Genomic DNA, 24,168 nt, shown 5'->3' on the forward strand with positions numbered 1-24,168 from the left:
GGTTTGCATCGTTGTCCGGACGCTAGCAACGCCCAGCCTTGTTTCTCTTTCCGCTGACTTCGCAAAAACCCCACCGGTCGCGCCCGCATCTCGCCATCAGCGAAATCGAATGCCGCCGCGGCGGCCTCGACTATCCGTCATGGCTGATCCTGGACGAATTTAACCGGGTGCCGGTCGATGAAGCCTATGATCTGGTGACGACGACGCCGATCGGCGCGTTCAGCCCCGCATTTGTCCGCAAAATTGCTGGCGTGATCAAAGAGACGGCGGCGCAGCGTCGATTGCGCGGCATCGTTCGCAAATAGCCGTACTGATTTCTTGGCGGGCCTCCGGTCCTTACCCGCATCGAACGGGCCAGCACCGGAGCGCGGGGCGCCCTACGCCCTCTCCTCGCGCCCCACCCTCCCCTTCTGACGGTGTTTTCTCAAGAGGTGGACATTGTTGTCGTTGGCCGCCTGCAATTCCTCGAAATGCTCCCGAGCAGCCCGTCGACCCAACAAACGGGCGATCGACAGGACGGCTCGTTCAACCATATCTCGTGCCGACATGTCAGCCCTGTAATCGTGACTTGCGCTGTCGTTCCCAGGTTTGGCCTCGTCCACCATGGCATGCCCGCTCTTCTGTATAGATCGAGGGCATTGAGCGGCGTGATGATCGGCAAGACAAGTTCAGTTGCCGCGCGGTCGTAGTGTGGCGTGCAAATACTTGAGCACTGCGATTTGGAATTCCCAAGCCAGGCAATTTACGAAAAGCTCGGTCCTCTTGCAATATCGCACGCGATATCCAATATGCCTGCATGAGACTGCTTCTCGATACGGCGACCATGGTGGCTCCCGGGCCCTCGCCTTCTCAGTCAGCACGCGCAGATACATCGCCGATCACATGGACTTCATGGAGCCGCAGAAAATTGGTTCACTTTTTGTTCTTTTCCGAAAACGCGTGGCGAGATATATAGTCTGGCGTGTCCTTTAACTGATTCCTCAGGGAGGCAGCGCGCAGATGACCGTCCAGCCCATCAATACCATGCTGCAGGGGGACAGGATTCTCAATGAACCGACAATCAGCTGCCCAAGCTGCAAGACGGAAATCAAGCTCAATGAGTCGCTCGCGGCCCCTTTGATTGCCGCCACGCGTGAAGAATACGAAATGCGCCTGGCGCAGAGCAAGGCATCGATGGCTGCCAGAGAAGAGGAGCTCAAGCGCCAGCAGGCCGAGATCGTCGCCGCCAAAGAGGACATCGCCAACCAGGTGGCTGGGCAAATTAAGCTTGAGCGTGCCGGAATCGCGGTCGAGGAAGCCCGCAAGGCAAAATTGCTGCTTTCGGTAGACCTGGAGGACAAGGATACGAAGCTTGCCGAGCTGGAGGCGACGTTGAAGGCGCGCGACGAAAAGCTCACCGAGGCCCAGCAGCAACAGGCGGAATTCCTGAAAAAGCAGCGTGCGCTTGACGACGAAAGCCGGGAGATGGCGCTGACCATCGAAAGGAAGATCCAGGAGGGGCTGGACGCCGTTCGCGTCAAGGCGAGGTCGGAAGCGGAAGACGGGCTCAAAATGAAGGTCGCGGAAAAGGAAGAACAGATCGCAGGCATGCAGCGTCAGATTGAGGAGCTGAAGCGCCGTGCGGAACAGGGTTCCCAGCAGCTGCAGGGTGAAGTTCTGGAGCTTCAGCTGGAAGCCCTCATTGCCGGCCGGTTCCCGATGGACGTCATTGAACCGGTTGCCAAGGGTGAGTTCGGCGGAGATGTCCTGCACCGCGTCGTCGGACCGGCCGGCCAGCCATGCGGCGCCATTTTGTGGGAATCGAAACGCACCAAGAACTGGAGCCAGGGTTGGTTGGGGAAGCTCAGGGCTGATCAGCGGGCCGCAAAGGCGGACATTGCGCTTATGATCTCGGAAGCTCTGCCTGCCGGTGTGGAAACCTTCGATCTTCTGGACGGGGTCTATGTCGCCCATCCCAAATGCGCGATGCCGATCGCAATCATGCTGCGACAATCACTCATCGAGCTGGCGAACTCCCGCCTCGCCCAGGACGGCCAAGCCACCAAAATGGAGCAGGTCTATGGCTATCTGACCGGTCCGCGGTTCCGCCATCGCGTCGAGGCCATCGTCGAAAAGTTCTCTGATATGCAGGAGGACCTGGCCAAGGAACGCAAGGCCACAACACGCCTGTGGGCCAAGCGGGAGGCTCAAATACAAGGCGTAATCGAGTCGACCGCGGGGATGTACGGCGACTTGCAAGGCATCGCTGGAAAGGTGATGCAAGAAATTGACGGCTTGGAGGTCCTGGCCATTGAAACATTTCCGCCCGGTGCCGAATAGGCAATCGGTATGCAGCTCAACAGGAAAACGATTGGCAATCTGGAGCGGCTTCCCCAGACATACCCTTCGGACTCCTCGGATAGGGTAAGCAAAAGAAGCCCGCCCACCCGAGGCAATCGTCGTGCCTAGCCGACGGCCTCTTATCTAAGGTCTTGACTCGTTAATCGCCATATGGCTATATAGTCATATGGCAATATATGGACCCACCGGCGACCGTCTGAGCAAGGCATTCTCGGCCCTCTCCGATCCCACGCGACGCGCGATCCTGGCCCGCCTTGCGACGGGCGAAGCCACGGTGTCGGAACTGCTGGCACCATTCGAACTCAGTCAACCCACGATCTCCAAGCATCTCAAGGTGCTGGAGGATGCGGGTTTCATCGAACGCGGACGTGATGCGCAGCGGCGACCGCGCAAGCTGGTGACAACGGCTCTCAAGGATATTGCCGACTGGGTAGAGCCGTTTCGCAGCCAATGGGAAGACAGGCTCGACAATCTGGATCGCCACCTCGAAAAAATGGGCAAAAAGGAGAAGTAGCATGCTGGCAGGGATCGCGAACACCGACCTGATACTCGACCGGGACAAGCACACGATCATTCTGACGCGCGTGCTTGCTGCGCCCTGTGAACAGGTCTTCGAGGCATGGACGCAGCCGGAGCATGTGGCATGCTGGTGGGATCCATCAGGCGAACCGCTCGCACAATGCGAGATCGACCTGCGTCCGGGAGGGGCCTTCAGGTTCGTCAACCGGCATCCCCCTGGCGCCAACCAGTTCGCTGGCGTCTATCGCGAGATCGCACCGCCGCGTCATCTCGTCTTCGAAGCAATGGGGGCGATCGGGCGTGTCATTCTCGACGAGACTGGCGGCAAGACGTTTCTGACGGTGAGGATCGAGTGCGGCTCGGCGGAACGGTTGGAGCAATATCTGAAAATGGGCATCGACACCGGAACGGCCAAGACATTGGACAACCTTGCCGCACATATTGGCGCGATGGCACAACGGACATCCAGCTCTCCGTCAACTGCTCCGAGCAGCGGCGAGTAACATTAGATGCAACAATCAATCTGGACAGCGGCAGATGCGGCTCTGGTGGCGTATGCCATCACCTGCGTCGTTCTATGCCTTAATCTTCTGATGCTCTGGGCTTCCAGCGGGGCGATCCGCGCGAAGGGTGGCGTGGCAATCAATCCGGAGGATGGGGCTCGCTATGGTGTACCCGTGTCAGAAATTGACCCGCCAACTGTCGCGCGGCTCCTGCGCGCACACCGCAATGCCGAGGCCACGATCTATCCATTTCTGCTGCTGGGCCTGCTCTTTGTTTTCACGGGAGGAAAGGCAGCAATTGCAATTCCCATTTTCGCAATTTTTGTAGTCGCCAGGATCGTACATTCGATAGTCTATCTGAAGGCCATGCAGCCTTGGCGCACGATCGCTTTTGCAGTCTCCCTGCTCGCAATCGTTGTCCTGATGGGCGCCGTAGTCCACGATTTGCTCTTTGCCTGAGGTAGAACCGTATGTCAGTACCGAAAGCTCCAATCCTGTCGTTCACGGACGTCGTCGCCATCGAGGCCTGCGTGTCGACTAGCGAAAGACTGACGAGGACGTCTGTTTGGGGTCGAACTTGCCTATTGGGAGAGCGGACATTCGCGGACCGCCACACTGCTATAGTCAATGCTATGGATCGACTCCAGCACCTGGTGCACGCGCGGCGGCCGTGATGATTTTGTCGGGATCGTCGGTCCAGACGAAGGGCTATGACTGCAGCTTGTGGTCGATGACGAAGCGGTTGATAGCGGAAACCAACCTGCCCTCAACACAGGACTGGTGATAGCCGGCGCACCGCCTGTCGTGCTGCCGCCATCGGTGCTCTTCGTTTTCTGAAGCGCTTTTTCGTGGGCTCAATCGTAAGAGCATCGTCAGGGCGACCTGCGGTTTTCCACTATTATGATCGGCTCGTGCCCGAATTTTCTATCAACGTCGCCGCGACTCGAGTATTAGGTTCCGCTTATGGAGCGTCGACACGCCATCCGAAGGATCAGGGACGGACTTTGGGAAGTCTATGACATAGACAATGAAAAGGTTGTCTTGGTGGACAGCGTAGCTCTGACCAATTTGCGGGATGAAGAGGCACTCGATGCGTTGGAGTTGCTAATGGGTGGATTTCTTGTTGCGAGCAGGTTTCCAACGCTCGGTTGATGGTTTCTCCAGGGACATGTTCGCGCGCACGTCAGGCGAAAGCGCCTCAAGCCTCTCATTGTGGGTTCCATCAGAACCGCAGGGCACGAGTTTCCAGCGCCGGTTGCCCTGCGGCGGGAGGTTGGGGTGGCACCAAGCAGGCAGGAAGGACATCGCCATTACGCACCGATTTACGCGGCAAATCTTGGCTCGGGAACTCCCGTCACGCCGAGGCCGGTGATGGCAAAAAGGCTGCCTCGTAAAACTCCGTCGCCCGGAAAGCGCGGCAGCGGCGGCTTGGCCATCGAAGTGACGTACAAGGTGTCGAGCCTGGGCCCGCCGAACATGACGCTGGTGATCTTCTTGACGGGCATGTCGATGATGCGATCAATGCTGCCGTCGGGCGCGTAACGCACCAGCCTGCCGTCATAGACCAGCGCGTTCCAAAGGAATCCTTCCGCATCGACGGTCGAGCCGTCAGCCGCCCCGCCCCGGCTGGTATCGACACGCGTGAAGGTGCGCCGGTTGGTGGCGGCACCGGTTGCGATGTCGTAGTCGTAGGCCCAGATCTCGCCGGTCCAGGTGTCGGCGAAATAAAAGGTGCGGTCGTCCGGGCTCCAGCACGGACCGTTCGAGCAGATGATGCCGGAATCTATTCTGGTAACCGAGAAATCCGGATCGAGCCGGTAGAGTCCGCCGGAGGGTCCCTCTTCCATCGTGTCCATTGAGCCGGCGAAGAAGCGGCCGCGCCGGTCGACCTTGCCGTCATTGAGCCGGTTCATCGGCCTGTCCGGCTCCGGATCGTGAATCGGCGTCACCTCGCCGGTGGCGAAATCAAGCAGATGGAAACCGCGCTGCAGCGATACCACCGCGCCACCTCCGTCCTTGCGCAATGCCATCGAACCGATCTTCATCGGCACGTCCCAGCAACGGATCTCGCTCCCGTCGGCGGTTGCCCGAAACACACGCCCGTCGAAACTGTCGATCCAGTAGAGGCGCTCCTGTTCAACGTCCCACAGCGGTCCCTCGCCCAGCGTGGTCTTCACGTCCACCACGACTTCGATCTTCATGCCGTCCTCCTCTGTTCGAACCTTGCAGAAACCGGTCAGAACGCGACCTGGTCGCCGCCCTTCAATGACAGGATTTCGCGGGCCTCGTCGGGCGTTGCCACTTCCATGCCGAGGCCTTCGACGATCTTGCGGGCGAGCACCACCTGCTCGGCATTCGACTTGGCAAGCCTGCCCCTACCGGCCCAAAGACTGTCTTCGAGCCCAACGCGAATGTTGCCGCCAAGCGCTGCCGATTGTGCCGCGATGCGCAACTGGCTGGCGCCCGCACCCAGCACCGACCAGCGGAACTGGTCGCCGAACAGGCGATCGGCGGTGCGCTTCATATGGGCGACGTCTTCCGGGTGCGTGCCGATGCCGCCGAGCAGGCCGAACACCGACTGCACGAAGAACGGCGGCTTCACCAGCCCGCGATCGGCGAAATGGGAGAGGTTATAGAGATGGGCGATGTCGTAGCACTCGAACTCGAAGCGCGTCCCATTGTCGTAGCAGGTTGCCAGTATGTATTCGATGTCCTTGAACGAGTTGCGGAAGACCAGATCACGCGTCGCTTCCAGATGCGGCTTTTCCCAATCGAACTTGAACGTCTCGTATTTGTCGGCGAGGTGATAGAGCCCGAAATTGATCGAGCCCATGTTGAGCGAGGCGACCTCCGGCTTGAATTGGGCGGCGGGGCGCACACGCTCCTCCACCTTCATGTAAGGACTGCCGCCGGTGGTGATGTTGATGGCGGCATTGGTGCCTTGCTTGACGCGCGGCAGGAAACGCGCGAACGCCTCTGGCGTCTGGTCGGGCTTGCCGGTCTCGGGGTCGCGGGCATGCAGATGCAGGATCGCCGCACCCGCCTCCGCCGCCGCGATCGCCTCGCGCGCGATCTGGTCCGGCGTGATCGGTAGATAAGGCGACATAGTCGGCGTGTGGATCGCCCCCGTCACCGCGCAGGTGATGATGACCTTGCCGCTGGGTTGCTGGGCGCCGGGCTTGCGGCTTGTTTGCGTCATTGTCCAAACTCCTGATCCGACTTTTTCTTGTGCGCCGCCAGCGCCATCAGCCGGCGGTCGCGCCAGACCTGCCGTTCGCCGAGTTCTTCCCGCGGCAGGCGCTTGCGACGCTCGGCCTCGACCGTTTCCATGACCTCGCCGGCCCAGTCGACGCGGCGCAGCATCTGAGGGAAGATGTTGGAATAGATCGCCTGATAGCGCTCGACATAGTCGCGCACACCACCGGGTGCATTGAGGTCGACCGTCTCGAACGGACCCATGAACGACCAGCGCAGCGCCAGCCCGTCGCGCAGGCCAGTGTCGACGTCCTCGACGCTGGCATAGCCGTCGGCGACGAGCCGAAACGCCTCCTCCAACAGCGCGCCTTGCAAGCGGTTCATGATGAAGCCGTCGAGCTCGCGCTTCATCACCAGTGGCGCATGGCCCGCCTCGACAAGAAACGCGCGGGTCCTTTCCACCGTTTCGGCGGAGGTCCATGGCGCCGGCACCACCTCCGCTGCCGGGATGAGATAGGGCGGATTGATCGGGTGCACGACGAGGCAGCGATGGCGCCCCTCAAGATGATCGGTGAATCTCGACGGCAACAGCGCCGAGGTGGAACTGGCGATCACCGCCTGCGGACCGGAAAGTGCGTCGATGCGGGAGAACACGTCACGCTTCACCTCGAGGTTTTCCGGCGTGTTCTCCTGGACATGGACGGCATCGGCCAAGGCCTCGCCAAGCTCCTCCACAATGATGATGCGGCCAAGCACGGTATCGACCGCCTGTCCCCGCAGCAGATCGTTGGCGGCAAGGTCGCCGAGCACCCCAGCGATATAGTCGCGCGCACCGCTGGCCGCGGCCGGCGCCTGATCCCACATGCGCACATCATGGCCGGCACGAGCGAAGCTGATCGCCCACGCTCGCCCGATGAAGCCGCTTCCGACAATTGCTACCTTCGCCATGATCTCCCCCTCAGAGTGTCTCGACGTTGCCGTCGACGCCGAGCGACTGGCCGGAAATGTTGATGCCCGCATCGGAAAGCAGGAAGGCCACCATCGCCGCGACATCGTATGGACTGGTCATGCGGCGCAGCGAGATGTTCTGCAGATAGCGTTGTGTCATCTCCTCGTTTGAAACGCCGAGCTGCTTTGCCCGGTCGGCAATGACCTTGTCGATGCGCGGCCCTTCGATGATGCCGGGCAAGATGGCATTGACCCTGATCCCATGCGGTCCGAGTTCCTTGGCAAGGCTCTGGGTCAGGCCGACAACGCCGAACTTGGCAGCCGAGTACGGCGTGCGGAACGCGTAGCCATGGCGGCCGGCGGCCGAAGACATCGAAACGATCGAGCCGCCGCCCGCCGCCTTGATCAGCGGCACGGCACGGCGCGCGCACAGGAACTGGCCGGTCAGGCAGATATCTATGCAGCGCCGCCAGTCTGCCGGATCGATCTCATCGACCCCGCCGGTCGGCCCGGCAATGCCGGCATTGTTGATCAGGGCGTCGAGCCCGCCGAGCTTCTCCTTTATGGTCTCGAACAGCCGGTCGACATCGTCGTCGCGTGAAACGTCCGCTTTGACTGCGCCGGCGAGTGTGAGCCTCTCTGGAGCGGCGGCCAGCGCCTCGTCGGAAATGTCGCAGATCACGACACGCGCGCCGAGCCCCGACAGCGTCTCGGCAATAGCAAAGCCGATGCCGCCGGCACCCGCCGTGACCAGCACGCGTTGGCCTTTGAGCCCTGTCAGGAATTCGTCCGCCGATGCCGGTGCGCTGGAGCTCATTATTCCATTCCTTTCATTGAATTCGCCTTTCGCGCAGCGCCATGACCGCAGCGAGCACCACCAGCCCGAACAGGATCGCCCGCGTCGCGTAAGGCAGCGTCGTGCCGGCGAGCAGCATCTGCAACGCCGTCAAAAGCAGCACGCCCCCCAGCATGCCGAGATAGTGGCCGCGCCCGCCGGTGATCAGCGCACCGCCGACGACGACTACGGCGATCGAGGGCAGCAGATAATCGTCGCCCATGCCGAGGCTGGCCTGGCCGGAAAAGCCGGTCAGCATGATGCCGACGAGCCCCGCGCAGACCGCCGACAGCACATAGACGAGGATGAGCGTGCGCCCGACCGCGATGCCGGAGAGCTGGGCCGCGCGCAGGCTGTTGCCGATGCCATAAACCCGGCGGCCGAAAGGGGTGCGGCCAAGCAGCAGCACAGCAAACGCGACGAAGGTGATCATGAACAGCACCACCGGCGTCACAACGAATACCTTCCCGGTCATGAACCAGCGCAGCATCGGCGAGGAGAAGCCGGCCGGCGTACCCTGCGAGTAAAGCAGCGCGACGCCTTGCAGAATGCCGTTGGTGGCCAGCGTCATCACGATAGGCGAAATGCCGAGGAAGACGATGCCGATGCCGTTGGCAAAACCGATCAGGCAAGCTGTGAGCAGCACCGCCGGCAGCGCATAGGCAAGTGCACCATCCGAGCCGTTGACCATGCCGGCAAGCAGGATGCCCGAGAGACCGATCGTCCACGGCACCGACAGGTCGAGCCCGCCGGTGAGGATTACGCTGCCTTGCCCAAGCGCGAGGACGGCGAGGAAGCTCGACAGCACGAAAAGCGAGTTCCAGTAGGTGACGTTGACGATGGCGCGTCCGAGCCAGATCTGGGTGACGATCACGACGACGGCCAGGCAGACATAGGCCGGCAGCGCATAACGCAGCGTCTCGGCATTGCGTATATGGAAGGCCGGCTGCGGCGCCTGCTGATCGTCGGTGCTGCCACGCGCGATCCTCAGCCGCCGGTCGGTGCGATCGATCTGCGAGGGCAGCATTCCGGCGCGCCATGCGGCCAACCGCGCCCGCAGCGCACGCAGTTGGCGGGCGAGCACGGAGCCATACGACAGCGAGCCGGCAAGCACCGCAAGGATCAGGATCGTGCCCTCGGCGATCGTCGAATAATAGGCCGAGACGTTGAGTACGAGCAGGATGTTGACGACCATCATCAGGATGTAGGCGCCGAAGACGGTGCCAACCGGCCCGCCTTGACCGCCGCCCAGCCTTGTACCGCCGACGACGACCGCCGCGAACATCGACAGCAACAACGGGTTACCGACGAGCGGATCGCCGCTGCCCGTCTGTGCGCTGATGAAGACGCCGGCGAGCCCGTAGCAGCCGCCGGCTATGACATAGACCAGGAAGCGCACGAGAACGACGCGCACGCCGACCGAAGCGGCCGCGTCCGGATCACTGCCGACGGCATAAAGCGCGGTCCCGAAGCGTGTGCCTTTGAGCCAGAACCAGGCGAGCAGGACGACGCCGATGACCACCAGCGGCATCGGTATCCAGCCGGCGATAGCATCACCGAGATAGAAGGCGCCAAGATCGGGCGAGACGAAGCCGCCCGGCTTGTCCATGACCAGCAGCGTTACCCCCTGCAGGATGAACATGGTCGACAGCGTGACGACGATAGGCTGCATGCGCAGGACGGCAATGAAGAAGCCGTTAAAGGCGCCGACCAGCATGCCGACACCAATTCCGGCCAAGGTCCACAGCGCGACACTGGAGCCGGTCGCCATCGGATCCATACCTTTTGCCAGGACGACATTGACCAGCGAGATCACCGCGCCGGCGGACAGGTCGAAACCGCCGGACAGGATGACCACCGTCTGGCCGACCGCCGCCAGTGCCGAGGTGGCGCCGCCGCTGGAGAGAAACGAAATGTCGAAATAGGTGAGCCGCCCGGCACTGACCAGATCGACGATAAGCAGGAGCACCGCAAAGACGATCGCCGCGATGATCGCGCCGCTGTGCCGCGCGAGAAGCCGCGTCAATGTCGCGGCCGGTGCCGCGGCGGGCAAACTCGTCACGCTCATTCCGCCGCCTCCCGGACCAACTCGCCTTGCCCCAGCGCCGGTCGCATGATCGCGCCTTCCGTGATGTGGTTGCCGGCAAGCTCCGCCACCAAGTGACCGTCATAGAGGACGAGCACTCGGTCGCATTGATGGACCAGCTCGGGAATTTCGGTTGAATGCAGAAGGATCGAGCCGCCGGCCGCCACAAAGTCGCGCATCATCACATAGAGCTCGTGCTTGGTGCCGACGTCGATGCCGCGGGTTGGGTCGAAGAGCAGCAGGATGCGGCTCTCGGCGACCAGCCATTTGGCGATGGCGATCTTCTGCTGGTTACCGCCCGAAAACGCCCCCGCCCTCGTCCACATGGCGCGGTGGTCGACCTCGACCGCCGAGAAGGCGGACTGGACGGCCTGCGCCTCCTCGTGCCTGCTGATCAGGCCAAATCGGGTAAAACGCGCGACGACCGGCAGCGATACGTTTTGCCGGCCCGAGAGCTTCAGGAACAGGCCTTCGGTCTTGCGGTCCTCCGGCACCAGCCCGATCGCCATATTGGGCTTGAGCGCATCGGCGGGCGAGCCGAGCCACACTTCGCGCCCGTCGACCAGGATATGGCCGCGCTCGATCTCGGCCATGCCGAAGCAGGCGAGGAACAGGTCGAGTTGGCCCATGCCCTGAAGCCCGGCAATGCCGAGAATCTCGCCCTTGCGGAGGTCGAAACCGACGCCGTCGAGCTTCATGCCGGCCTTGAGATCGCGTACGCCGAGCACCGGCGGACCGAAGACCGCCTCGCTTTCGGGTTTCGGCGGAAAGGTCTGGGCGATGCTGCGACCGATGATCTTTTCGATCACTTCTCCATCCGGGACGTCGGCCACCGGCGCCGTCACGATGTGACGGCCGTTTCTGAGAATGGTCAGCGTGTCGCAGAAGGCCCGCACCTCTCGCATGCGGTGGGTGATGAACACGACCGTCGTGCCGGCGGCCTTAAGTCGCGCGATGATGCCGCCCAGCCATTCGACATCGCCGCCCGACAGCGTCGAGGTCGGTTCGTCGAGCAGGAGGATGCGCGGCTTGCGATAGAGCGCGCGCGCGATTTCGATCTTCTGGCGGACGGCGAGATCGAGGGTTGCGACCTCGGCATCAAGATCGACCGAAAAGCCGAGATCTGAAATGTGCTGGCGCACCGCCCTGCGCGCGCTCGCCCGCCTGATCAGGCCGCTCGAGCCGACAGGCGCGTAGGGCAGCAGCATGTTGTCGAGAACGCTGAGATCGCGCACCAGCGTCATTTCCTGGAAGGCTGTCTGCACGCCTTTGGCGTGCGCGGCGCGCGGCGAACCGAGTGGCGCCGGTTCACCAAGAACGGTGATTTGCCCTTCGTCGGGCCGCACCAGTCCCGACAGCAGCTTGACGAGCGTCGACTTGCCGGCACCGTTTTCGCCGAGCAGCGCGTGCACGCTGCCCGAAACGATCTCAAAGGAGACGCCATCGAGGGCGACCGTCGCACCAAACGCCTTGCGGACGCCCTCTATGCCGACAGCTGTCGATTGCGCTGACATCATGATCCCAGTCCCGGCCTGCACGGGGTGCGTGGGAGGGCCTCCAAAGCACCCCACGCCCCATTCGGAGAGCCTTACTCCTCGGGCTGGCCGACAAGGGCGGCCGCGAGACCGATTTCAGGTGTCTGGTCGGAGAAGATCGAGGCGAACCAGCCGGGGTTGGAGACCAGCGACGGTTTGAAGGCGTTACAGCCAGCCTTCATCTCTGCCCAGGTGCCTTCGTTACAAAGCTTTATCGTGTCGTTGGTGACGACCGGCAGTGGCAGGATCGTCTTCTTGGCAACCTCCTTGCCGTCAAGTGCCTCGACTGCAAGCTTAAGGGCAAGCGCGCCGGAATAGGGCGGCGATGCATAGGAGATACGCGGCGCGCCGAGCGGCGCATAGGGAGAGGCTGCGCCCTCGACCTCCGTGCCCTCCGGCAGCATCTGGATGCGCCCGCCATTGGAGCCCTCGCCGGCGCAAGGCAGCAGTTCGCTGCTCTTCTTGCCGGCCTCGAGCTGCATGGAATTGGCGGTGAAGCAGCCGACCTGCATCCACAGCCCATTTATGTCGTCCCAGCTGCGCGTCGCCAATATCTTGGAAAGTTCGGTGCGGGCCACCGCCTGGCTCCACATACCGACAGCCTCGCCCACGATCTTGATGTCGGGATGCTTGGCAAACACCTCCTTTGCGGCCTTGGTGCGCAGATCGTCGACCGAGGTGCCGGGAACGCCGGTCACTGCGATGATGTTGCCCTTGCCATTGAGCTTCTTGACCAGCCACTCCGCCGTCACGCGGCCAGCCTCTTCCTGATCGATATGGACGTTGTAGGCGCAGGGCTCTGTGATCTCGGCATCGTAGGCAAACACCTTTACCCCCTTGTCGCAGGCGTTCTTCACCACCTGGTTGAGCGCTGTCGGCGAGATCGGGAAGATCACGATGGCTTCGGCACCTGCCTGCACCATCGCGTTGATCTGCTGGATCTGGCGCTGTGCGTTCGGCCCGGCCACCTGAACCTGGAGGTCGACCTTGTCGGCCATGCTCTTGTGCGACGCCATCGCCTTGACCATGTTGGCGGCCTCGGCCTGCCAATCATTGCCGATGAAGCTCATGCTGAGAAATATTTTGTGCTTTCCGGCCGCCTCGGCCGCCGACATCTCAAAGGCGCAAACAGCCATGCCGGCAAGCAGCGCGAGCCGCCGGGCTTTCGATCCGATACCCATTCGAAACTCCTCCCAATTCAGACGACCAAATGCCTCCCAAGGGCACGAAACGTGCTCCTTGTCATTCGACGCAGCTGACCGTATCATGATTTGATCAAAGATCAATGATGAAATGCTAATGGGTAAAAGCCGGATACGCCGGCGCTTGACGCGGCAATCCGAACCTTGCATTCCGGGCACAGGCGCCGGGTAGGACAAGAGCGTCGCCGTTTGGGGAAAGGTAGGCACAGATGGCTGGGGCGGCATTCAGGAAGCCGGGCGTCGAGATTACGCCGCTGTCCAGGGAAACCCTGCAGGACAGGGTCTACCGGCACGTCACCGAGTTGATCCTCGACGGCAGTATCGTTCCAGGTGAAATGGTGACGGTGCAGAGCCTCGCAGACGCTTTCGGCGTCAGCCCGATGCCGGTTCGCGAGGCACTGCGGCGTCTGAGCGCCGCCAACGCATTGATGGTGGTTTCTGGCCGTTCGATCGGTATCCCGGCATTAAGCCGCGCGCGACTCATCGATCTCAGGAACGTCAGGTTTGAGATCGAGGCGATCGCCGCCGCATGGGCGGCCGAGCGAATGGACGATCCCAGCGTGGCGCTGCTGCGCCAGCATCTGGACGCACTCGAACAGGCCAATGCCGCCGGCGACGTCAAATCCTACCTCAGGGCCAACTACGCCTTTCATTTCTCCATCTATCGAGCCGCGGGTTCGGAAAACATGCTCAACATCATCGAGAACCTGTGGCTGCAGATCAGTCCCTATTTCAACATGCTGCACGATTCTGGAAACTATTCGACCGCCAACCAGCACCATCAGCAGATGTTTGCAGCGCTGCGAGACCGCAACGCGGAAGCTGTCCGGGCCGCGGTTCGCGCTGACATCGACGCGGCTTTCACAGTGCTGATCAAACTGCTGAAGTAACATTCAGGTCGCCATAAGCGACATGCCGCCTCCATTGCTGATCAGACTTCCAGTTCTTTTTCCGCCCACTCCGCGAACTTTTCCAACTTGTCGAGCAAGCTCTCGGCTTCGGGTAGTGATTTTGCCCTGATTCCGTATTGAGCTTCGTCCTTCTCATGGAGAATGCTCCGCAACCGGCTGGCCTGCGCTGCAGGAAGGCGATTTCCAAGCGCATCGCGCATGGTTTTCACCACGGCCGCATGATCCGCGCGGTTGATCGTTCCTGCAAATCGGGCAGTGAGCGCACGGCGTATGCTATTGCCGCATTCACGATCTGCGACATAGCCGGATTGCCGATGTTACCCGTTTCAGACATTGCACCTCCAAACGGGCAGCCTTCAAATATGAGCGGGCGATGCGCAATCGCTCCTCGCCAAAGCCTGTCTCGACTACTTTCGTCGCACCTCTTCTGGTCATGCCAACGCCTTCTGGCGAGTTTTTGTTGCGAGTTCGTCCGGGCGTGGACCCAAGACGAGCAGGGCATTTGCTTCGACGCCGCCCCACCAAGGGTCTCCCGTGCTCGACAGCCTCGTTACATCCTGCGGAGTGAGTCCCACCACCGAGGGATTGAAGCCAAGCTCTTCACCGTGGGTCACCAGTGCCTCACGGATCTCTTGGAGCGCGCTTTCTAGCTTTTCGGATGGCGTAACCGCTGCGATGTCGAGATCGCTGTCTGGACGGTCCTCGCCCCTCGCCACGCTGCCGTAAATCCAGGCCGCGAGTACGTTCGGCCGAACTGCGGAGACCGCCTCAGTGACTAAAGCGCGAATGTTGGAATACCTAAGCGCCTCCTGCTCAAAGAGGGCTTCCAGTGATGTCGCCAGTGGATGGCGATCATTCAACCGATAAAGACGAGCCCTGCCCGTTCCCTCTGAAGATACGATGCCAATCCCCTCCAAGGTTGCGAGAGCAGACCACACGCTTGCCCTCGCAAGCCCGCTACGAGCCGCAAGCAATGGTGAAGAAAGCAAGCCGCCGTGCCGGGATAATTCCCGGAGCAATCTCACGCTTGCGTCGGTGCCGAGCATAATGGTGAGTGGATAGCGCAAAGCGCTTTGAGCGGTCGAGCGTGCCATGGCGCAAGTTCCTTCTGCTCTGGAGCCATAGCACGTCGACTGCCGGATATCACATCTGATGTTTTGTTTTCTAAACAGATGTCCTGTTATCTGAGCCTTGGCGGCTGCTGCGCCGCAATCACGAATGTATCCGAAAGATGTTGATCGCCACGTTCATCCAGTCCATCGTAGGAGCAAGAGCAAGATGCCGCTCTATCTTATCCATTTCATTATCTTTTTTCTGCTTCAGTCCGTCCAATGCCCGGTCGGAAAGACTGAGTATTTCGTCAGACGGAGCTTACTCAGACATAACCTATTTTACGATTGCGCCGCCGCGACCGAAAGCCATTTGGCCACATCACATCTCTCAATGCACACACAGTGCACACGAAAGCCAACGCAGGGCCAAATCATGAATCGTTAACCGGCAAGGACGGCTTGGCGGTAGGTCGGGTTCATGAGGTCTTTGAGGCGCTTACGCTTGAGCGAGTTTGAAGGCTCGCGACGGAGCATGTTGAGCACCCCGCGGCGGATCATGGCGAGGTTGCGCGCCGAATGGTCTTTACGGACGCGGCTCTCGTCTTTGCCGCGCGACAATCAAGGCAACACGCGCTCTCAACTTGATTGTCGCGCGGCACTGCGTCCCTTGCCCTGTTCGACGCAGATAAGCATGCGTGTCGAGTCGATGTCGTCGATCTTGAGTTGCGCGACTTCGGACACGCGCAGGCCCGCGCCATAGGCGACGCCAAGTGCCGCCATGTACTTGATGCCTTGATGCTGGATGCGGCTTCGAGCAGCCGCGCCGCTTCCTCCACGCTCAGCACGTCGGGCAGCTTGCGCTGACACCTCATGATCACCAGCGCACGCGCCAGATCCCGACGCTTCAGCGTCACGAGGGACAGGAACGGCAGTGCCGAGACCGCGCCATTGATCGTCGCAGAGCCGACGCCGCTCTCATGCTGATGCAGCTGGAATCGACGGATGTCCTCAGCCGTCGCAGTGTCGGGCGAGCGGCCAAGGAACACAGCGAAGCGCCGGACGTGACGAACGTAGTCCTGCTGGGTATGGGAGCCTAGGCCACGCATGAGCATGTCGTGCTGCATGCGCTGGCGAAGCGGAGAGATTGGTGCATCGGTCGACAGGGTAGCCATGGCGAGTTCCTCTCGCGAAGGCAGAAGTTAAAGGTTCAAATCCTGTCGGGTGCAGCATTGCACAGTTCGCTTGCCGACAACTATTCCTGCTGGAATTGACAGGGCCAATCTTCAGGCCTCGTCAAGCCAGAAGGCAACTCGGTCCGGGCGTCTCCGCAAGCCATGTTGAGCTGCCACTGGGACAGACCCGCCGAATTGGAAAGATCGACGCCCTCGATACGGGTCAGAAAGAAAAAGGCGCGGTCAAAGTCTATCGGCGCGGTGAACGTCGCTCCTCGGAAGTCCGCCCGTGCGAGATTGGCAAACGAGAAGCGGCTGCCGCTGATATCGGCGTCATGGAACTGCGCACGCCCCAATTCTGCCTTTGTGAAATCAACATTGGTCAGATTGGCGCCCTGGAAATTCGAGCGCTGTATTTCCGCGCTCGCAAACACAGCGCCCTGCGCGTCCATACGGCTGAAGTCGGTCCTGTAGGCCTCGATTCTGTCGAACCGGGCGCCTTTGGCGGTCGAGTCGGCCAGGGAAGCACGCACAAGCGTTGCCTTCTCAAGATTTGCCGCAAGGAGATTGCTGTTCCTGAGGTCGGTCGAAGTGAAATCAACACCGAACAGGTTCGCCCCGCTCAGGTCTTGTCCTTCTAGGATGAGAAGCTTCTTGTCACACTCGTGCCAATTGACGCCAGGCGTCGCGGCTGCGTCGCAATTGTGAGCAGCAGTGGCGTTCTGCCAAGCAAACACAGTGCAAACCGCTAGAACCAAGCCGGATGCGCCGTAAGCTCTGGTTCGCCTCAAAGTCATTGTTGCTGGACCTCTGCTACTCGCCGACACTCAACCTTACCACATCTGCTGACACTCGAGCCACCGTGACCACCGCCGTCACAGTTAGCGCATTTCTCATATTCAAGCTTTGATGTTGATCAACCGATCAACCCGCGCGTAGGGCGCGATTTGCGAGCGCCTCCCCATATCATCGGAGGCCAGCAGAGATTCATTTGTCACCGGCCAGGCGCATCATTCCGTAGGTATGCTTGACTAAGCCGAGGAGAGCGGTCGTTCAGGCTGGCGAAGTCCCTCCGCTCTGGACGTTTGTCTCGCTAATTGGGAGCCTGCTCGGATGCTGACCGCCACCGCCGCCGTCCGCTGCCGACAAGCGTGAATCCGCTCGGTTCCGCACCGATCGGTACTTCCCGACGGCGAGGTTGACCCGGCACGGGGTGCTCGTCGCATATCCTAATTCCGCTGTCGCATGAATCCCACGACTTCGCTTAGCGAAGCCGAAGTTGATCTCTGCCATCTCCCAGCTCGAAGCATCAACCCCGCATATTTGTGTCGTAAGCTGACGTGCCGCGAATACGCCTTTTTCGGTTGGCGGGCTTTATGGCGGACGCGCAATCTATTCTTGTATTTTTATCAACGTAAACAATGTCGTATGGCGGAGAGGGAGGGATTCGAACACCGCGCTTGGAAAAGGGTCCCTCTCGCGTGCAGGCCGCTTACTCTGGGCGGCAGAGTGCCCTTCCGCGCTTCGCCAAACCTGCCGTGGGAAATGCCTTGCTTTTTTTTCCGGCGGGGCTTTGATCAGATCGTGACTATTAGTGATTTATGCTGGAACTGGTTGCGGAGGTTAGAGTCGGACCTATTTGCGCCGATTAAGAAGTCCCGTCAGCAAACGAACTCGGTTACAGCACTGTATCGGCGGTATCCCTCTACCGACTCGAACCGCGACCGTTTCTTAGTCGCGCCTACCGTTTTGCACGCCCTCCTCTGCCCAGCCGTGGCGGAAGGTTGAACCAGTTGGGCGACTGCTAGGTTCCGGACTGGAGGTAAGGTCGCTCGCTGAAAGCACGGCAGGTGGCATGCGGCACATGCGCGACAACGGCGGCGGAGGGTTTGAGAGGGCCGGAGCCCCGACAGCTTTCGGCAGTTCGAACGATATAGTCGAACTGCCGAAATCGGGGCGCAAAGCTGCCATTCGGCACAAAGATAACAAATAGCATCGGCGATCGGCTGAAGCCGCTCCTTCTCAGTCTGCTGGCGAACCGCGTAACCGGGGCAGATTTCCGGGCGAAGGGGTTTGCAGGCGAGCGCGTTCGTGATTCACCCTATGCGTGACGCTACCACCGACTGATTCGTTTGAAGGCTGTCGCTCGCGGAACTCCGCGGGTTGGTTACTGCGCTGATCGGCGAAATGCGCGGTCCAAACATGTTCGAAGTGGTCGATCGCCGGGCCGCGTCGCACGGTGCAGAAGGCCATGCATCGTTGATTATGCGCAAACTGCTATCGCGCGCCTAGTCGGAACTCACGCATCGAACAGTACATCACGTCTTCCGTCCCCAGCGCACCGGCGGCCTCCCCGCTCGCAATCCAAATAGACGTCTTTCAGCTGTTTGATTGGCATGTCAGCGTGAGCGAACGAGAGGTCCTGAGCGTCAGAAGCCGACAATGAAGCCGGACTGATTGCGATCAGCACGGTGCCGAGCGTCACAGGCGCGAGGGACTTAACAACTGACATGATCATTTTGAGATCCTCCCCAGCTCCCGTCGGTCAACATTCAGTCCTTGGGGTCGCAGGTGTAGTGCCGTTCGAAGGTCCCGTCCGCGCGCCGCTGCTTGTCGAAGCCGATGTAAGGCTCGATCGCGCGCTCGTGGACCAGCCAAAGGGGATCTCGGCCGAGGTGTAGCCACTGCCGGCGGCCAACCGTTTCGGGATCGAGGCCGAAGCGATCCTGGTGCGCTCGATCGTCGTGCCGGCCGCGCCTGCCTCCGCATGACGGATGGCGCGGCTTCGCAAATCGCACATGATTTCGTCACGTGAGATGCCGATGTCGCCAAGGACGTCATCGGGTAAACGGCTCAACTGGTCCGTTGCCGACAAGAGAGCTTTTCGCTCGGCGCGGAGGCGTAACCACCTGCGAAATGGACCAATGGCGGCAGCATGAATTATAACCATGATCAGATCGTCCCTTCATTGATCTGAATTGACCGGTACGGAACGGCGCGAACGGCACTCCGGGCGAGAGCGTCAGCCGTCCGCGAGGCAAATTAGGCGTAGTGGTCGATGGATTGGTTTTGCCGCGGCGTGCCCATACGGCGGGCGGTGGCTGGCCCCGGGCCACGCATGTAATAAAGCTCCGGGCGGTAGCGCGCCGCGACGAATTTGCGAAACCCCGCAGCAAGTTTTGTGACGGGAGCCAAGAATTTCATGACTGTTCCCTTTCCCTTCGCCGGCTTTCACACGAGCCGGCGGGCCTGATGTTGCAACAAGGATATGACAGTCGAACCAGGCTCGGCTGTGGGAATTCCCACACCGGGGAAAACATTGGCGAAATCCGCTCCCAGTTTGCATCCCGGAAAGCGGGGCCTGCGGCCATCAAATATCCTTGGATAGGGAGTAAGGTGAAGTACACTTGATTGAACAAGAGACCGTTGTGACAGGCTCTCTGGCCTTCATCTCAAGACTTTGCGATGCCGACCTCGCCGCGCTGACCAAACGGTGGCACGAGCGCAGCTATCGACACAACGAGCTAATCATTTCCCACGGCGACACTGGTCGCGATGTCTTCTTCCTGCTGGAAGGACGGGCTCGCGTGACACTGGTTTCAGCGGACGGCAGGGAGATAGCGTATCGCGATGTCGAACCGGGCGACATTTTCGGGGAGCTCGGAGGCATTGACGGGATTGCACGCTCTGCCAGCGTAGTCGCGCTGGAGGCAACTCGCGCTGCACGGCTGTCCGGCACAGCATTCCGGGATATCGTGATGACCCACCCGACTTTTGCCTGGATGCTGCTTGAGCATCTGTCTGCCCAGCTCCGGCGCATGACCGAGCGGGTATTCGAATACAGCACTCTGGTCGTGCGAAAACGGCTGATCGTCGAGCTCCTGCATCGGGCGGAGAAAGCCGCACTCGTGGACGGCGAGGTGTCCATAAGCCCGGCACCGACGCATTCCGAGCTGGCGGCAACGATGAGCACGCACAGGGAAGCGGTCTCGCGCGAAATGAGCGACCTCGCCAAGAGAGGCCTGATCGAAAAGCGCGGCAGCAGGTTATTGCTGCATGACGTCTCGGCACTACGGGCGCTGGTCGACAAGAAGGAATAGCGAAGGCTGTCGCTGCGGCGGGGGGCACCGCACGTTTCATGCTCCTCGGCCGCAAGTGATTATTCCTTCCGGCAAACCGGGCAACCTAGCGTGCCAGCGCGTGGGTCGGGCTTTGATCGCTTCACCCCTTGCAAGAATCATGACTCGGCTTCTTGATGCGGGCACGGCGTTATCCCCAGCCTGCTTGCAGACTTACAAGGGCGGATCGAAGGGTGAAGCCGCATGGACGTTAAATACCAGATCTTCGTCAGCTCGACCTACGCCGATTTGGTGGACGAAAGACGGTCGGTCATCGAGTCCGTTCTTAACCTCGGGCATATTCCTGTGGGATGGAGGCATTCCAAGCCAGCGACGACACTCAATGGGATTACATCAAGCGGCGCATCGATGACAGCGACTACTACGTACTCATCGTAGCAGAGCGGTACGGCTCAGTGTTGAAGGGTAGAACTACACCCAGAGGAGTACGAGTACGCCGTCGCTCAAGGCGTGTCTACCGGTGGCGTTTTTGCTCGAAGGCGGTGCTCGCAAGACGTGGGCCGCGGAAAAGGTCGAGTTCGATAAAAAGGCCAAACTCGAGAGATTCCGAAAGCTATATGAAAAGAAGCTCGTCAATATTGGCGCAACAAGGACGATTTGGCGGGTAAGGTTGCGATGGCTATTAGACGTTATGACCGTGGTCTGAGCGGCCGCCCGCCCTTAGTCTTTGCAGCTGTTAAGCAAACGGGGGTTGCTCGGGAGTGCCGAGCCGAGCCCCAAGCGAAGAAAGGACGAGCCATGGAGCAAGATAACGTTTTTTACGTCGGTGTCGATGTGTCGAAAGCCAAGCATGCTGTCGCGATTGCCGAGGGCGGACGCGGTGGAGAGGTCCGGTATTTCTGCGAGGCGTTCCCCGCGCGCCGTCACGGAACGTCGTAGCCGTGAAGCCGAACCGTGCCGGTCCCGTCATCATGAACAAGCGTCACCTCGCCAGTCATCGTGATCGTGTCGCGTTCGGACAGTTTCGCCATCGGCATCGCCCTCGCAAAGGCCGCCGCTGAACTGGACGTGGAAAGCGCCATCATCGACGGTGAGATCGTCGTATTGAACGAGACTGGCCTGTCTGACTTCGGAGCCTTGCGGAAAGCCATCACCCGACGCCAGCACGACCTCTGTTCGTCGCCTTCGATCTTCTGCATCTCAATGGTCACGACCTGCGCGACATGGCGCTGGAGGACCGCCGCGAGATCCTTGCCGAGATGATCCCGGACGGTGGCCGTATCCAATTCAGCCAGGCGCTTCCCGGCGAGGCTAAGGCGATCTTCCCACCTGATAGACCAGGCGGGGCTCGAAGGCATGGTGTCGAGGCGCAAGGACAGCAAATACCGGAGCGGCAATTCGACGGCTTGGCTCAAGACCAAGGCTTACAGCATCGATGAATACGAGTTGCTCGGCGTCGAGCGTGAACCCGGAAAGCCGGCTTTCGCCCTAATGGCCGAGCGTGGCACAGGCCGCTATGTCGGGAGCGACTTTATCACCTTGAACCGGGAGATGCGGGAACGCCTCTGGGAGCGCGTACAGGAGCATTCTGGGCCCGCGCCAAATGATCGGCTAATGCTCATGGACAAGGCCGCCTATCTGGACTTCGTGGTCGAGGTCATCCGCCGATCAACCATATCTCGTGCCGACATGTCAGCCCTGTAATCTTGTCGTTCCCAGGTTTGGCCTCGTCCACCATGGCATGCCCGCTCTTCTGTGTAGATCAAGCGCATTGAGCGGCGTGGTGATCCGCAAGACAAGTTCAGTTGCCGCGCGGTCGTAGTGTGGCGTGCAAATACTTGAGCACTGCGATTTGGAATTCCCAAGCCAGGCAATTTACGAAAAGCTCGGTCCTCTTGCAATATCGCACGCGATATCCAATATGCCTGCATGAGACTGCTTCTCGATACGGCGACCATGGTGGCTGCGATCCGAAGTGACGCTGGCGCCTCGCGCCAACTGCTGGTGGCGGCTTTGGAGCGCCGGCTGACGCTGATCGCTTCGGTGACGTTGATGATCGAGTACCAGGCGGTCATGACAAGGCCCGAGCACCTTGAAGCTTCCGGCCTGTCGGCCGAGGATGTGAACGCGTTGCTAGATGCCGTCGCGGCCGTCGCCGAGCCGGTTCGCCTTCTCTTCCTCTGGCGACCGGCCATTCGCGACCCGAACGACGACATGGTGCTGGAAGCTGCGGTAAACGGACGGGCGGATGCTATAGTGACGTTCAACCTACGCGACTTCGGCAATGTGGCCGAGCGCTTCGGTATCTTGGTCCTGTCGCCGGGCGAGGCGCTGAGACGATTGGAGAGAAAGACATGAGGAGAAGCAATTTCGCACTGCGGCTTCAGCTCTCGCTTCTGGATGAGGCGCGCAAGGTGGCGGAGAGCGAAGGCGTGCCGCTCAACCAGTTCATTAACGTGGCAGTCGCTGAGAAGCTTTCGGCGCTGCGCACGGAAAGTTACTTTCAGGAACGCGCTGCCCGTGCCGACATCCCCAAGGCGCTGCACATCCTGAAGCGGGCGGGCAAAGGGAAGGCGCCGACCAAGGGCGACGAATTGCCGGAGTAACACACCCTGAGGGGTGGAGCGGTATCGCTTGTGCCGGAGGCTTGCCTGCGTCTGGAGCATCCGTTGGGCCGAAAACTTCCGGTCAAGGCTGGCGCAGCACGCGCCACAGCGATGCGGCTCTGGCCTTGACGGGCTGACTTCGGTCCGGCGTTCTCTCGACAAGCAGGCAGTTCCCTCGTCGAACATGATTTCCTTATCGGGAAAAGCCTGGACGAACTCTCTCCGACGCTGCTTTCGCTTCGGAATCGGGCGAACCCGCTTGAAGATCGGTGAATATCCGAAACCAGAATCGGAACTCCTGTGTCCGCCCGTCGCAATGCGCCGAGAAGGCGCACCAGGCGATTGTGTCGCGGCTGTCTTTCCCTACAGAGCTTTCGCTGCCTCTGCAGCTTCAGGCACGGTCCGTTTCTGCACGGCGGCATCGCGGTTGAAGGCATCCAACAGATTGGGATCGCTCACCGCCCGATGGTGAGACGTGGCCGCCACAAGATACGGTCGTCATCAGCTGCGAACATCCTTCGGCCGAGCAACGGCAGGCAATGACGGTGCGCCGGCTGAAACGAATTTACTATGTCCGCAGCGTCGAATATTACGCCGCCCCGCGCCGTAGCGACCGAGCACTGAAAAAAGCTACACGATAGCGTAATGATGGATACGCGATTGGAGCTACACATATGACCTTGAACATCCGAAACGACGAGGCTGACAAATTGGCGCGGGAGCTTGCCCGCCTCGACCGCACCAATATCACCGAAGCGGTGATATCCGCTCTCCGTGAGACAATCCGAAACCGGATGCAAAAGGAGCGGCCGCGCGAGACCGCACAGAAGATTCTGGCAAAACATGGCCTGTCTTTCCAACCTGATCGAAAGCCGGTCCCACAAGAAGCCTATCACGACCTGGATCACGATCTGCAGGGCGACGAATAATGTTCGTGGATGCCTGTGCCATCGTGTCGATGATGGCTGGCGAGGACACGGCCGATAGCTATGAAGCCGCCTTGCTGGAAGCGCCCTCCCCCTTCACATCGACGCTCGCCGCGTGGGAGGCGATTATTGTTCTATCCCGGCCGGACCAGCTGAATTGCCCGTACAGCGCCGCCGAGGCGGTCGTGGTCAAATGGCTGGAAGCAGAAGAATCGCGCTTCGCGAGCCAGGATCGCCGCTGCGAGTACTGTCCTATGCC

30 protein-coding genes and 3 pseudogenes are annotated in these 24,168 nt (G+C 60.7%); 14 read left to right on the forward strand and 19 right to left on the reverse strand.

Annotated features, from left to right (window positions below; genetic code table 11):
• The first annotated feature begins 38 nt into the window (after positions 1–38).
• The 5 genes from NKH28_RS18905 to NKH28_RS18925 all read left to right on the forward strand — a co-directional run bounded on the left by NKH28_RS18905 (position 39) and on the right by NKH28_RS18925 (position 3,821).
• A complete protein-coding gene (locus NKH28_RS18905; protein WP_352503773.1) occupies positions 39–305 on the forward strand; it encodes a hypothetical protein in 267 nt (88 codons plus the stop codon).
• A 694-nt stretch (positions 306–999) separates the two neighbouring features.
• Positions 1,000–2,319 (forward strand): DUF2130 domain-containing protein, encoded by a 1,320-nt coding sequence (locus NKH28_RS18910; RefSeq protein WP_352923053.1) that lies wholly within the window; start codon positions 1,000–1,002, stop codon positions 2,317–2,319.
• A 187-nt stretch (positions 2,320–2,506) separates the two neighbouring features.
• Positions 2,507–2,854 carry an ArsR/SmtB family transcription factor gene (locus tag NKH28_RS18915; protein WP_352473191.1) on the forward strand — a complete coding sequence of 116 codons (348 nt, stop codon included), beginning with the start codon at positions 2,507–2,509 and terminating at the stop codon, positions 2,852–2,854.
• A gap of 1 nt (position 2,855) precedes the next feature.
• Positions 2,856–3,362: an SRPBCC family protein gene (locus tag NKH28_RS18920; RefSeq protein ID WP_352473189.1), complete on the forward strand. Its 507-nt coding sequence runs from the start codon at positions 2,856–2,858 to the stop codon at positions 3,360–3,362.
• A 6-nt stretch (positions 3,363–3,368) separates the two neighbouring features.
• Complete coding sequence (locus NKH28_RS18925; RefSeq protein WP_352473188.1) at positions 3,369–3,821, forward strand: MAPEG family protein; 453 nt, start codon at positions 3,369–3,371, stop codon at positions 3,819–3,821.
• A gap of 863 nt (positions 3,822–4,684) precedes the next feature.
• Here the strand turns inward: NKH28_RS18925 and NKH28_RS18930 are convergent.
• The 7 genes from NKH28_RS18930 to NKH28_RS18960 form a co-directional block, all read right to left on the reverse strand.
• Positions 4,685–5,563, reverse strand: coding sequence for an SMP-30/gluconolactonase/LRE family protein (locus NKH28_RS18930; RefSeq protein ID WP_352980016.1), 879 nt, complete (start codon positions 5,561–5,563; stop codon positions 4,685–4,687).
• 35 nt (positions 5,564–5,598) lie between these two features.
• On the reverse strand, positions 5,599–6,561 hold the full coding sequence (kce, locus tag NKH28_RS18935) for a 3,5-dioxohexanoate:acetyl-CoA acetone transferase (RefSeq protein WP_352686489.1): 963 nt from the start codon (positions 6,559–6,561) through the stop codon (positions 5,599–5,601).
• On the reverse strand, positions 6,558–7,505 hold the full coding sequence (locus NKH28_RS18940) for a 3-hydroxyacyl-CoA dehydrogenase (RefSeq protein ID WP_352923057.1): 948 nt from the start codon (positions 7,503–7,505) through the stop codon (positions 6,558–6,560). The genes kce and NKH28_RS18940 overlap by 4 nt, the downstream gene beginning before the upstream one ends.
• A 10-nt stretch (positions 7,506–7,515) precedes the next feature.
• Positions 7,516–8,322, reverse strand: coding sequence for an SDR family oxidoreductase (locus tag NKH28_RS18945; protein WP_352923060.1), 807 nt, complete (start codon positions 8,320–8,322; stop codon positions 7,516–7,518).
• Between the two features lie 13 nt (positions 8,323–8,335).
• On the reverse strand, positions 8,336–10,408 hold the full coding sequence (locus NKH28_RS18950) for an ABC transporter permease (protein WP_352923062.1): 2,073 nt from the start codon (positions 10,406–10,408) through the stop codon (positions 8,336–8,338).
• On the reverse strand, positions 10,405–11,943 hold the full coding sequence (locus NKH28_RS18955) for a sugar ABC transporter ATP-binding protein (protein WP_352923065.1): 1,539 nt from the start codon (positions 11,941–11,943) through the stop codon (positions 10,405–10,407). The genes NKH28_RS18950 and NKH28_RS18955 overlap by 4 nt, the downstream gene beginning before the upstream one ends.
• A 71-nt stretch (positions 11,944–12,014) precedes the next feature.
• Complete coding sequence (locus NKH28_RS18960) at positions 12,015–13,142, reverse strand: sugar ABC transporter substrate-binding protein (RefSeq protein ID WP_352980018.1); 1,128 nt, start codon at positions 13,140–13,142, stop codon at positions 12,015–12,017.
• Between the two features lie 230 nt (positions 13,143–13,372).
• Here NKH28_RS18960 and NKH28_RS18965 point away from each other — a divergent pair, with 230 nt between their 5' ends.
• Positions 13,373–14,053 carry a GntR family transcriptional regulator gene (locus NKH28_RS18965; RefSeq protein WP_352473177.1) on the forward strand — a complete coding sequence of 227 codons (681 nt, stop codon included), beginning with the start codon at positions 13,373–13,375 and terminating at the stop codon, positions 14,051–14,053.
• Positions 14,054–14,094: 41 nt separating this feature from the next.
• Here the strand turns inward: NKH28_RS18965 and NKH28_RS18970 are convergent, their stop codons facing one another.
• From NKH28_RS18970 to NKH28_RS19015, 10 genes and pseudogenes are all read right to left on the reverse strand, one after another.
• Positions 14,095–14,274, reverse strand: a complete 180-nt coding sequence (locus NKH28_RS18970; RefSeq protein ID WP_352503780.1) for a hypothetical protein — start codon at positions 14,272–14,274, stop codon at positions 14,095–14,097.
• 5 nt (positions 14,275–14,279) lie between these two features.
• Positions 14,280–14,408: a hypothetical protein gene (locus tag NKH28_RS18975; protein ID WP_352542538.1), complete on the reverse strand. Its 129-nt coding sequence runs from the start codon at positions 14,406–14,408 to the stop codon at positions 14,280–14,282.
• 97 nt (positions 14,409–14,505) lie between these two features.
• Positions 14,506–15,168, reverse strand: a complete 663-nt coding sequence (locus NKH28_RS18980) for a nucleotidyltransferase domain-containing protein (RefSeq protein WP_352923067.1) — start codon at positions 15,166–15,168, stop codon at positions 14,506–14,508.
• Positions 15,169–15,567: 399 nt separating this feature from the next.
• Entirely contained in the window at positions 15,568–15,744 is a 177-nt protein-coding gene (locus NKH28_RS18985) for a hypothetical protein (protein ID WP_352980020.1), read from the reverse strand.
• Positions 15,745–15,762: 18 nt separating this feature from the next.
• Positions 15,763–15,906, reverse strand: coding sequence for a tyrosine-type recombinase/integrase (locus NKH28_RS18990; protein ID WP_352923090.1), 144 nt, complete (start codon positions 15,904–15,906; stop codon positions 15,763–15,765).
• Between the two features lie 197 nt (positions 15,907–16,103).
• A pseudogene (locus NKH28_RS18995) lies at positions 16,104–16,298 on the reverse strand (phage integrase N-terminal SAM-like domain-containing protein); the annotation flags it as partial.
• Between the two features lie 80 nt (positions 16,299–16,378).
• Positions 16,379–17,095 carry a pentapeptide repeat-containing protein gene (locus tag NKH28_RS19000; protein WP_352456374.1) on the reverse strand — a complete coding sequence of 239 codons (717 nt, stop codon included), beginning with the start codon at positions 17,093–17,095 and terminating at the stop codon, positions 16,379–16,381.
• Between the two features lie 1,502 nt (positions 17,096–18,597).
• On the reverse strand, positions 18,598–18,816 hold the full coding sequence (locus NKH28_RS19005; RefSeq protein ID WP_352980022.1) for a hypothetical protein: 219 nt from the start codon (positions 18,814–18,816) through the stop codon (positions 18,598–18,600).
• A 34-nt stretch (positions 18,817–18,850) separates the two neighbouring features.
• Positions 18,851–19,096: a hypothetical protein gene (locus NKH28_RS19010; RefSeq protein ID WP_352542936.1), complete on the reverse strand. Its 246-nt coding sequence runs from the start codon at positions 19,094–19,096 to the stop codon at positions 18,851–18,853.
• Between the two features lie 244 nt (positions 19,097–19,340).
• On the reverse strand, positions 19,341–19,502 hold the full coding sequence (locus tag NKH28_RS19015; RefSeq protein ID WP_352923072.1) for a hypothetical protein: 162 nt from the start codon (positions 19,500–19,502) through the stop codon (positions 19,341–19,343).
• A 224-nt stretch (positions 19,503–19,726) separates the two neighbouring features.
• Between NKH28_RS19015 and NKH28_RS19020 the strand changes: the two genes are divergently transcribed.
• Together NKH28_RS19020 and NKH28_RS19025 are read left to right on the forward strand one after the other, a co-directional pair.
• Positions 19,727–20,398 carry a Crp/Fnr family transcriptional regulator gene (locus tag NKH28_RS19020; protein ID WP_029356805.1) on the forward strand — a complete coding sequence of 224 codons (672 nt, stop codon included), beginning with the start codon at positions 19,727–19,729 and terminating at the stop codon, positions 20,396–20,398.
• 222 nt (positions 20,399–20,620) lie between these two features.
• A pseudogene (locus tag NKH28_RS19025) lies at positions 20,621–21,045 on the forward strand (DUF4062 domain-containing protein).
• A 255-nt stretch (positions 21,046–21,300) separates the two neighbouring features.
• Here NKH28_RS19025 and NKH28_RS19030 read toward each other — a convergent pair.
• Entirely contained in the window at positions 21,301–21,576 is a 276-nt protein-coding gene (locus NKH28_RS19030; RefSeq protein WP_352980024.1) for a hypothetical protein, read from the reverse strand.
• 24 nt (positions 21,577–21,600) lie between these two features.
• Here NKH28_RS19030 and NKH28_RS19035 point away from each other — a divergent pair, with 24 nt between their 5' ends.
• The 4 genes from NKH28_RS19035 (at position 21,601) to NKH28_RS19050 (ending at position 22,983) form a co-directional block, all read left to right on the forward strand.
• Positions 21,601–21,816 carry a hypothetical protein gene (locus tag NKH28_RS19035; RefSeq protein WP_352473169.1) on the forward strand — a complete coding sequence of 72 codons (216 nt, stop codon included), beginning with the start codon at positions 21,601–21,603 and terminating at the stop codon, positions 21,814–21,816.
• Positions 21,734–22,081, forward strand: coding sequence for a hypothetical protein (locus tag NKH28_RS19040; protein ID WP_352923096.1), 348 nt, complete (start codon positions 21,734–21,736; stop codon positions 22,079–22,081). Before NKH28_RS19035 ends, NKH28_RS19040 begins: the two co-directional genes overlap by 83 nt.
• Positions 22,082–22,306: 225 nt before the next feature.
• On the forward strand, positions 22,307–22,735 hold the full coding sequence (locus NKH28_RS19045) for a putative toxin-antitoxin system toxin component, PIN family (protein WP_352980026.1): 429 nt from the start codon (positions 22,307–22,309) through the stop codon (positions 22,733–22,735).
• A complete protein-coding gene (locus tag NKH28_RS19050) occupies positions 22,732–22,983 on the forward strand; it encodes a toxin-antitoxin system HicB family antitoxin (RefSeq protein ID WP_352980028.1) in 252 nt (83 codons plus the stop codon). The genes NKH28_RS19045 and NKH28_RS19050 overlap by 4 nt, the downstream gene beginning before the upstream one ends.
• 193 nt (positions 22,984–23,176) lie before the next feature.
• Here NKH28_RS19050 and NKH28_RS34490 read toward each other — a convergent pair whose 3' ends face one another.
• The gene (locus NKH28_RS34490; protein WP_502906641.1) at positions 23,177–23,326 is read right to left on the reverse strand and encodes a Y4oE-related protein; all 150 of its coding nucleotides are present in this window, start codon (positions 23,324–23,326) and stop codon (positions 23,177–23,179) included.
• A 331-nt stretch (positions 23,327–23,657) separates the two neighbouring features.
• Between NKH28_RS34490 and NKH28_RS19055 the strand changes: the two genes are divergently transcribed.
• Together NKH28_RS19055 and NKH28_RS19060 are read left to right on the forward strand one after the other, a co-directional pair.
• Positions 23,658–23,912: a type II toxin-antitoxin system VapB family antitoxin gene (locus NKH28_RS19055; RefSeq protein ID WP_352507621.1), complete on the forward strand. Its 255-nt coding sequence runs from the start codon at positions 23,658–23,660 to the stop codon at positions 23,910–23,912.
• A gap of 32 nt (positions 23,913–23,944) precedes the next feature.
• A pseudogene (locus tag NKH28_RS19060) lies at positions 23,945–24,013 on the forward strand (type II toxin-antitoxin system VapC family toxin); the annotation flags it as partial.
• Positions 24,014–24,168 lie beyond the last annotated feature (155 nt).

This window comes from Mesorhizobium sp. M1227 (genome assembly GCF_040318315.1).
GTDB lineage: Bacteria > Pseudomonadota > Alphaproteobacteria > Rhizobiales > Rhizobiaceae > Mesorhizobium.

Bases quoted from the DNA above. Each gene is read 5' to 3' on its own strand.
- NKH28_RS18910 (WP_352923053.1), top strand. From the start codon at position 1,000: ATGACCGTCCAGCCCATCAATACCATGCTGCAGGGGGACAGGATTCTC.
- NKH28_RS18915 (WP_352473191.1), top strand. From the start codon at position 2,507: ATGGCAATATATGGACCCACCGGCGACCGTCTGAGCAAGGCATTCTCG.
- NKH28_RS18920 (WP_352473189.1), top strand. From the start codon at position 2,856: ATGCTGGCAGGGATCGCGAACACCGACCTGATACTCGACCGGGACAAG.
- NKH28_RS18925 (WP_352473188.1), top strand. From the start codon at position 3,369: ATGCAACAATCAATCTGGACAGCGGCAGATGCGGCTCTGGTGGCGTAT.
- NKH28_RS18930 (WP_352980016.1), bottom strand. From the start codon at position 5,563: ATGAAGATCGAAGTCGTGGTGGACGTGAAGACCACGCTGGGCGAGGGA.
- kce (WP_352686489.1), bottom strand. From the start codon at position 6,561: ATGACGCAAACAAGCCGCAAGCCCGGCGCCCAGCAACCCAGCGGCAAG.
- NKH28_RS18940 (WP_352923057.1), bottom strand. From the start codon at position 7,505: ATGGCGAAGGTAGCAATTGTCGGAAGCGGCTTCATCGGGCGAGCGTGG.
- NKH28_RS18945 (WP_352923060.1), bottom strand. From the start codon at position 8,322: ATGAGCTCCAGCGCACCGGCATCGGCGGACGAATTCCTGACAGGGCTC.
- NKH28_RS18950 (WP_352923062.1), bottom strand. From the start codon at position 10,408: ATGAGCGTGACGAGTTTGCCCGCCGCGGCACCGGCCGCGACATTGACG.
- NKH28_RS18955 (WP_352923065.1), bottom strand. From the start codon at position 11,943: ATGATGTCAGCGCAATCGACAGCTGTCGGCATAGAGGGCGTCCGCAAG.
- NKH28_RS18960 (WP_352980018.1), bottom strand. From the start codon at position 13,142: ATGGGTATCGGATCGAAAGCCCGGCGGCTCGCGCTGCTTGCCGGCATG.
- NKH28_RS18965 (WP_352473177.1), top strand. From the start codon at position 13,373: ATGGCTGGGGCGGCATTCAGGAAGCCGGGCGTCGAGATTACGCCGCTG.
- NKH28_RS18970 (WP_352503780.1), bottom strand. From the start codon at position 14,274: ATGCGCGATGCGCTTGGAAATCGCCTTCCTGCAGCGCAGGCCAGCCGG.
- NKH28_RS18975 (WP_352542538.1), bottom strand. From the start codon at position 14,408: ATGTCTGAAACGGGTAACATCGGCAATCCGGCTATGTCGCAGATCGTG.
- NKH28_RS18980 (WP_352923067.1), bottom strand. From the start codon at position 15,168: ATGGCACGCTCGACCGCTCAAAGCGCTTTGCGCTATCCACTCACCATT.
- NKH28_RS18990 (WP_352923090.1), bottom strand. From the start codon at position 15,906: ATGGCGGCACTTGGCGTCGCCTATGGCGCGGGCCTGCGCGTGTCCGAA.
- NKH28_RS19000 (WP_352456374.1), bottom strand. From the start codon at position 17,095: ATGACTTTGAGGCGAACCAGAGCTTACGGCGCATCCGGCTTGGTTCTA.
- NKH28_RS19005 (WP_352980022.1), bottom strand. From the start codon at position 18,816: ATGATCATGTCAGTTGTTAAGTCCCTCGCGCCTGTGACGCTCGGCACC.
- NKH28_RS19015 (WP_352923072.1), bottom strand. From the start codon at position 19,502: ATGAAATTCTTGGCTCCCGTCACAAAACTTGCTGCGGGGTTTCGCAAA.
- NKH28_RS19030 (WP_352980024.1), bottom strand. From the start codon at position 21,576: ATGCAGAAGATCGAAGGCGACGAACAGAGGTCGTGCTGGCGTCGGGTG.
- NKH28_RS19035 (WP_352473169.1), top strand. From the start codon at position 21,601: ATGGCGCTGGAGGACCGCCGCGAGATCCTTGCCGAGATGATCCCGGAC.
- NKH28_RS19040 (WP_352923096.1), top strand. From the start codon at position 21,734: ATGGTGTCGAGGCGCAAGGACAGCAAATACCGGAGCGGCAATTCGACG.
- NKH28_RS19045 (WP_352980026.1), top strand. From the start codon at position 22,307: ATGAGACTGCTTCTCGATACGGCGACCATGGTGGCTGCGATCCGAAGT.
- NKH28_RS19050 (WP_352980028.1), top strand. From the start codon at position 22,732: ATGAGGAGAAGCAATTTCGCACTGCGGCTTCAGCTCTCGCTTCTGGAT.
- NKH28_RS19055 (WP_352507621.1), top strand. From the start codon at position 23,658: ATGACCTTGAACATCCGAAACGACGAGGCTGACAAATTGGCGCGGGAG.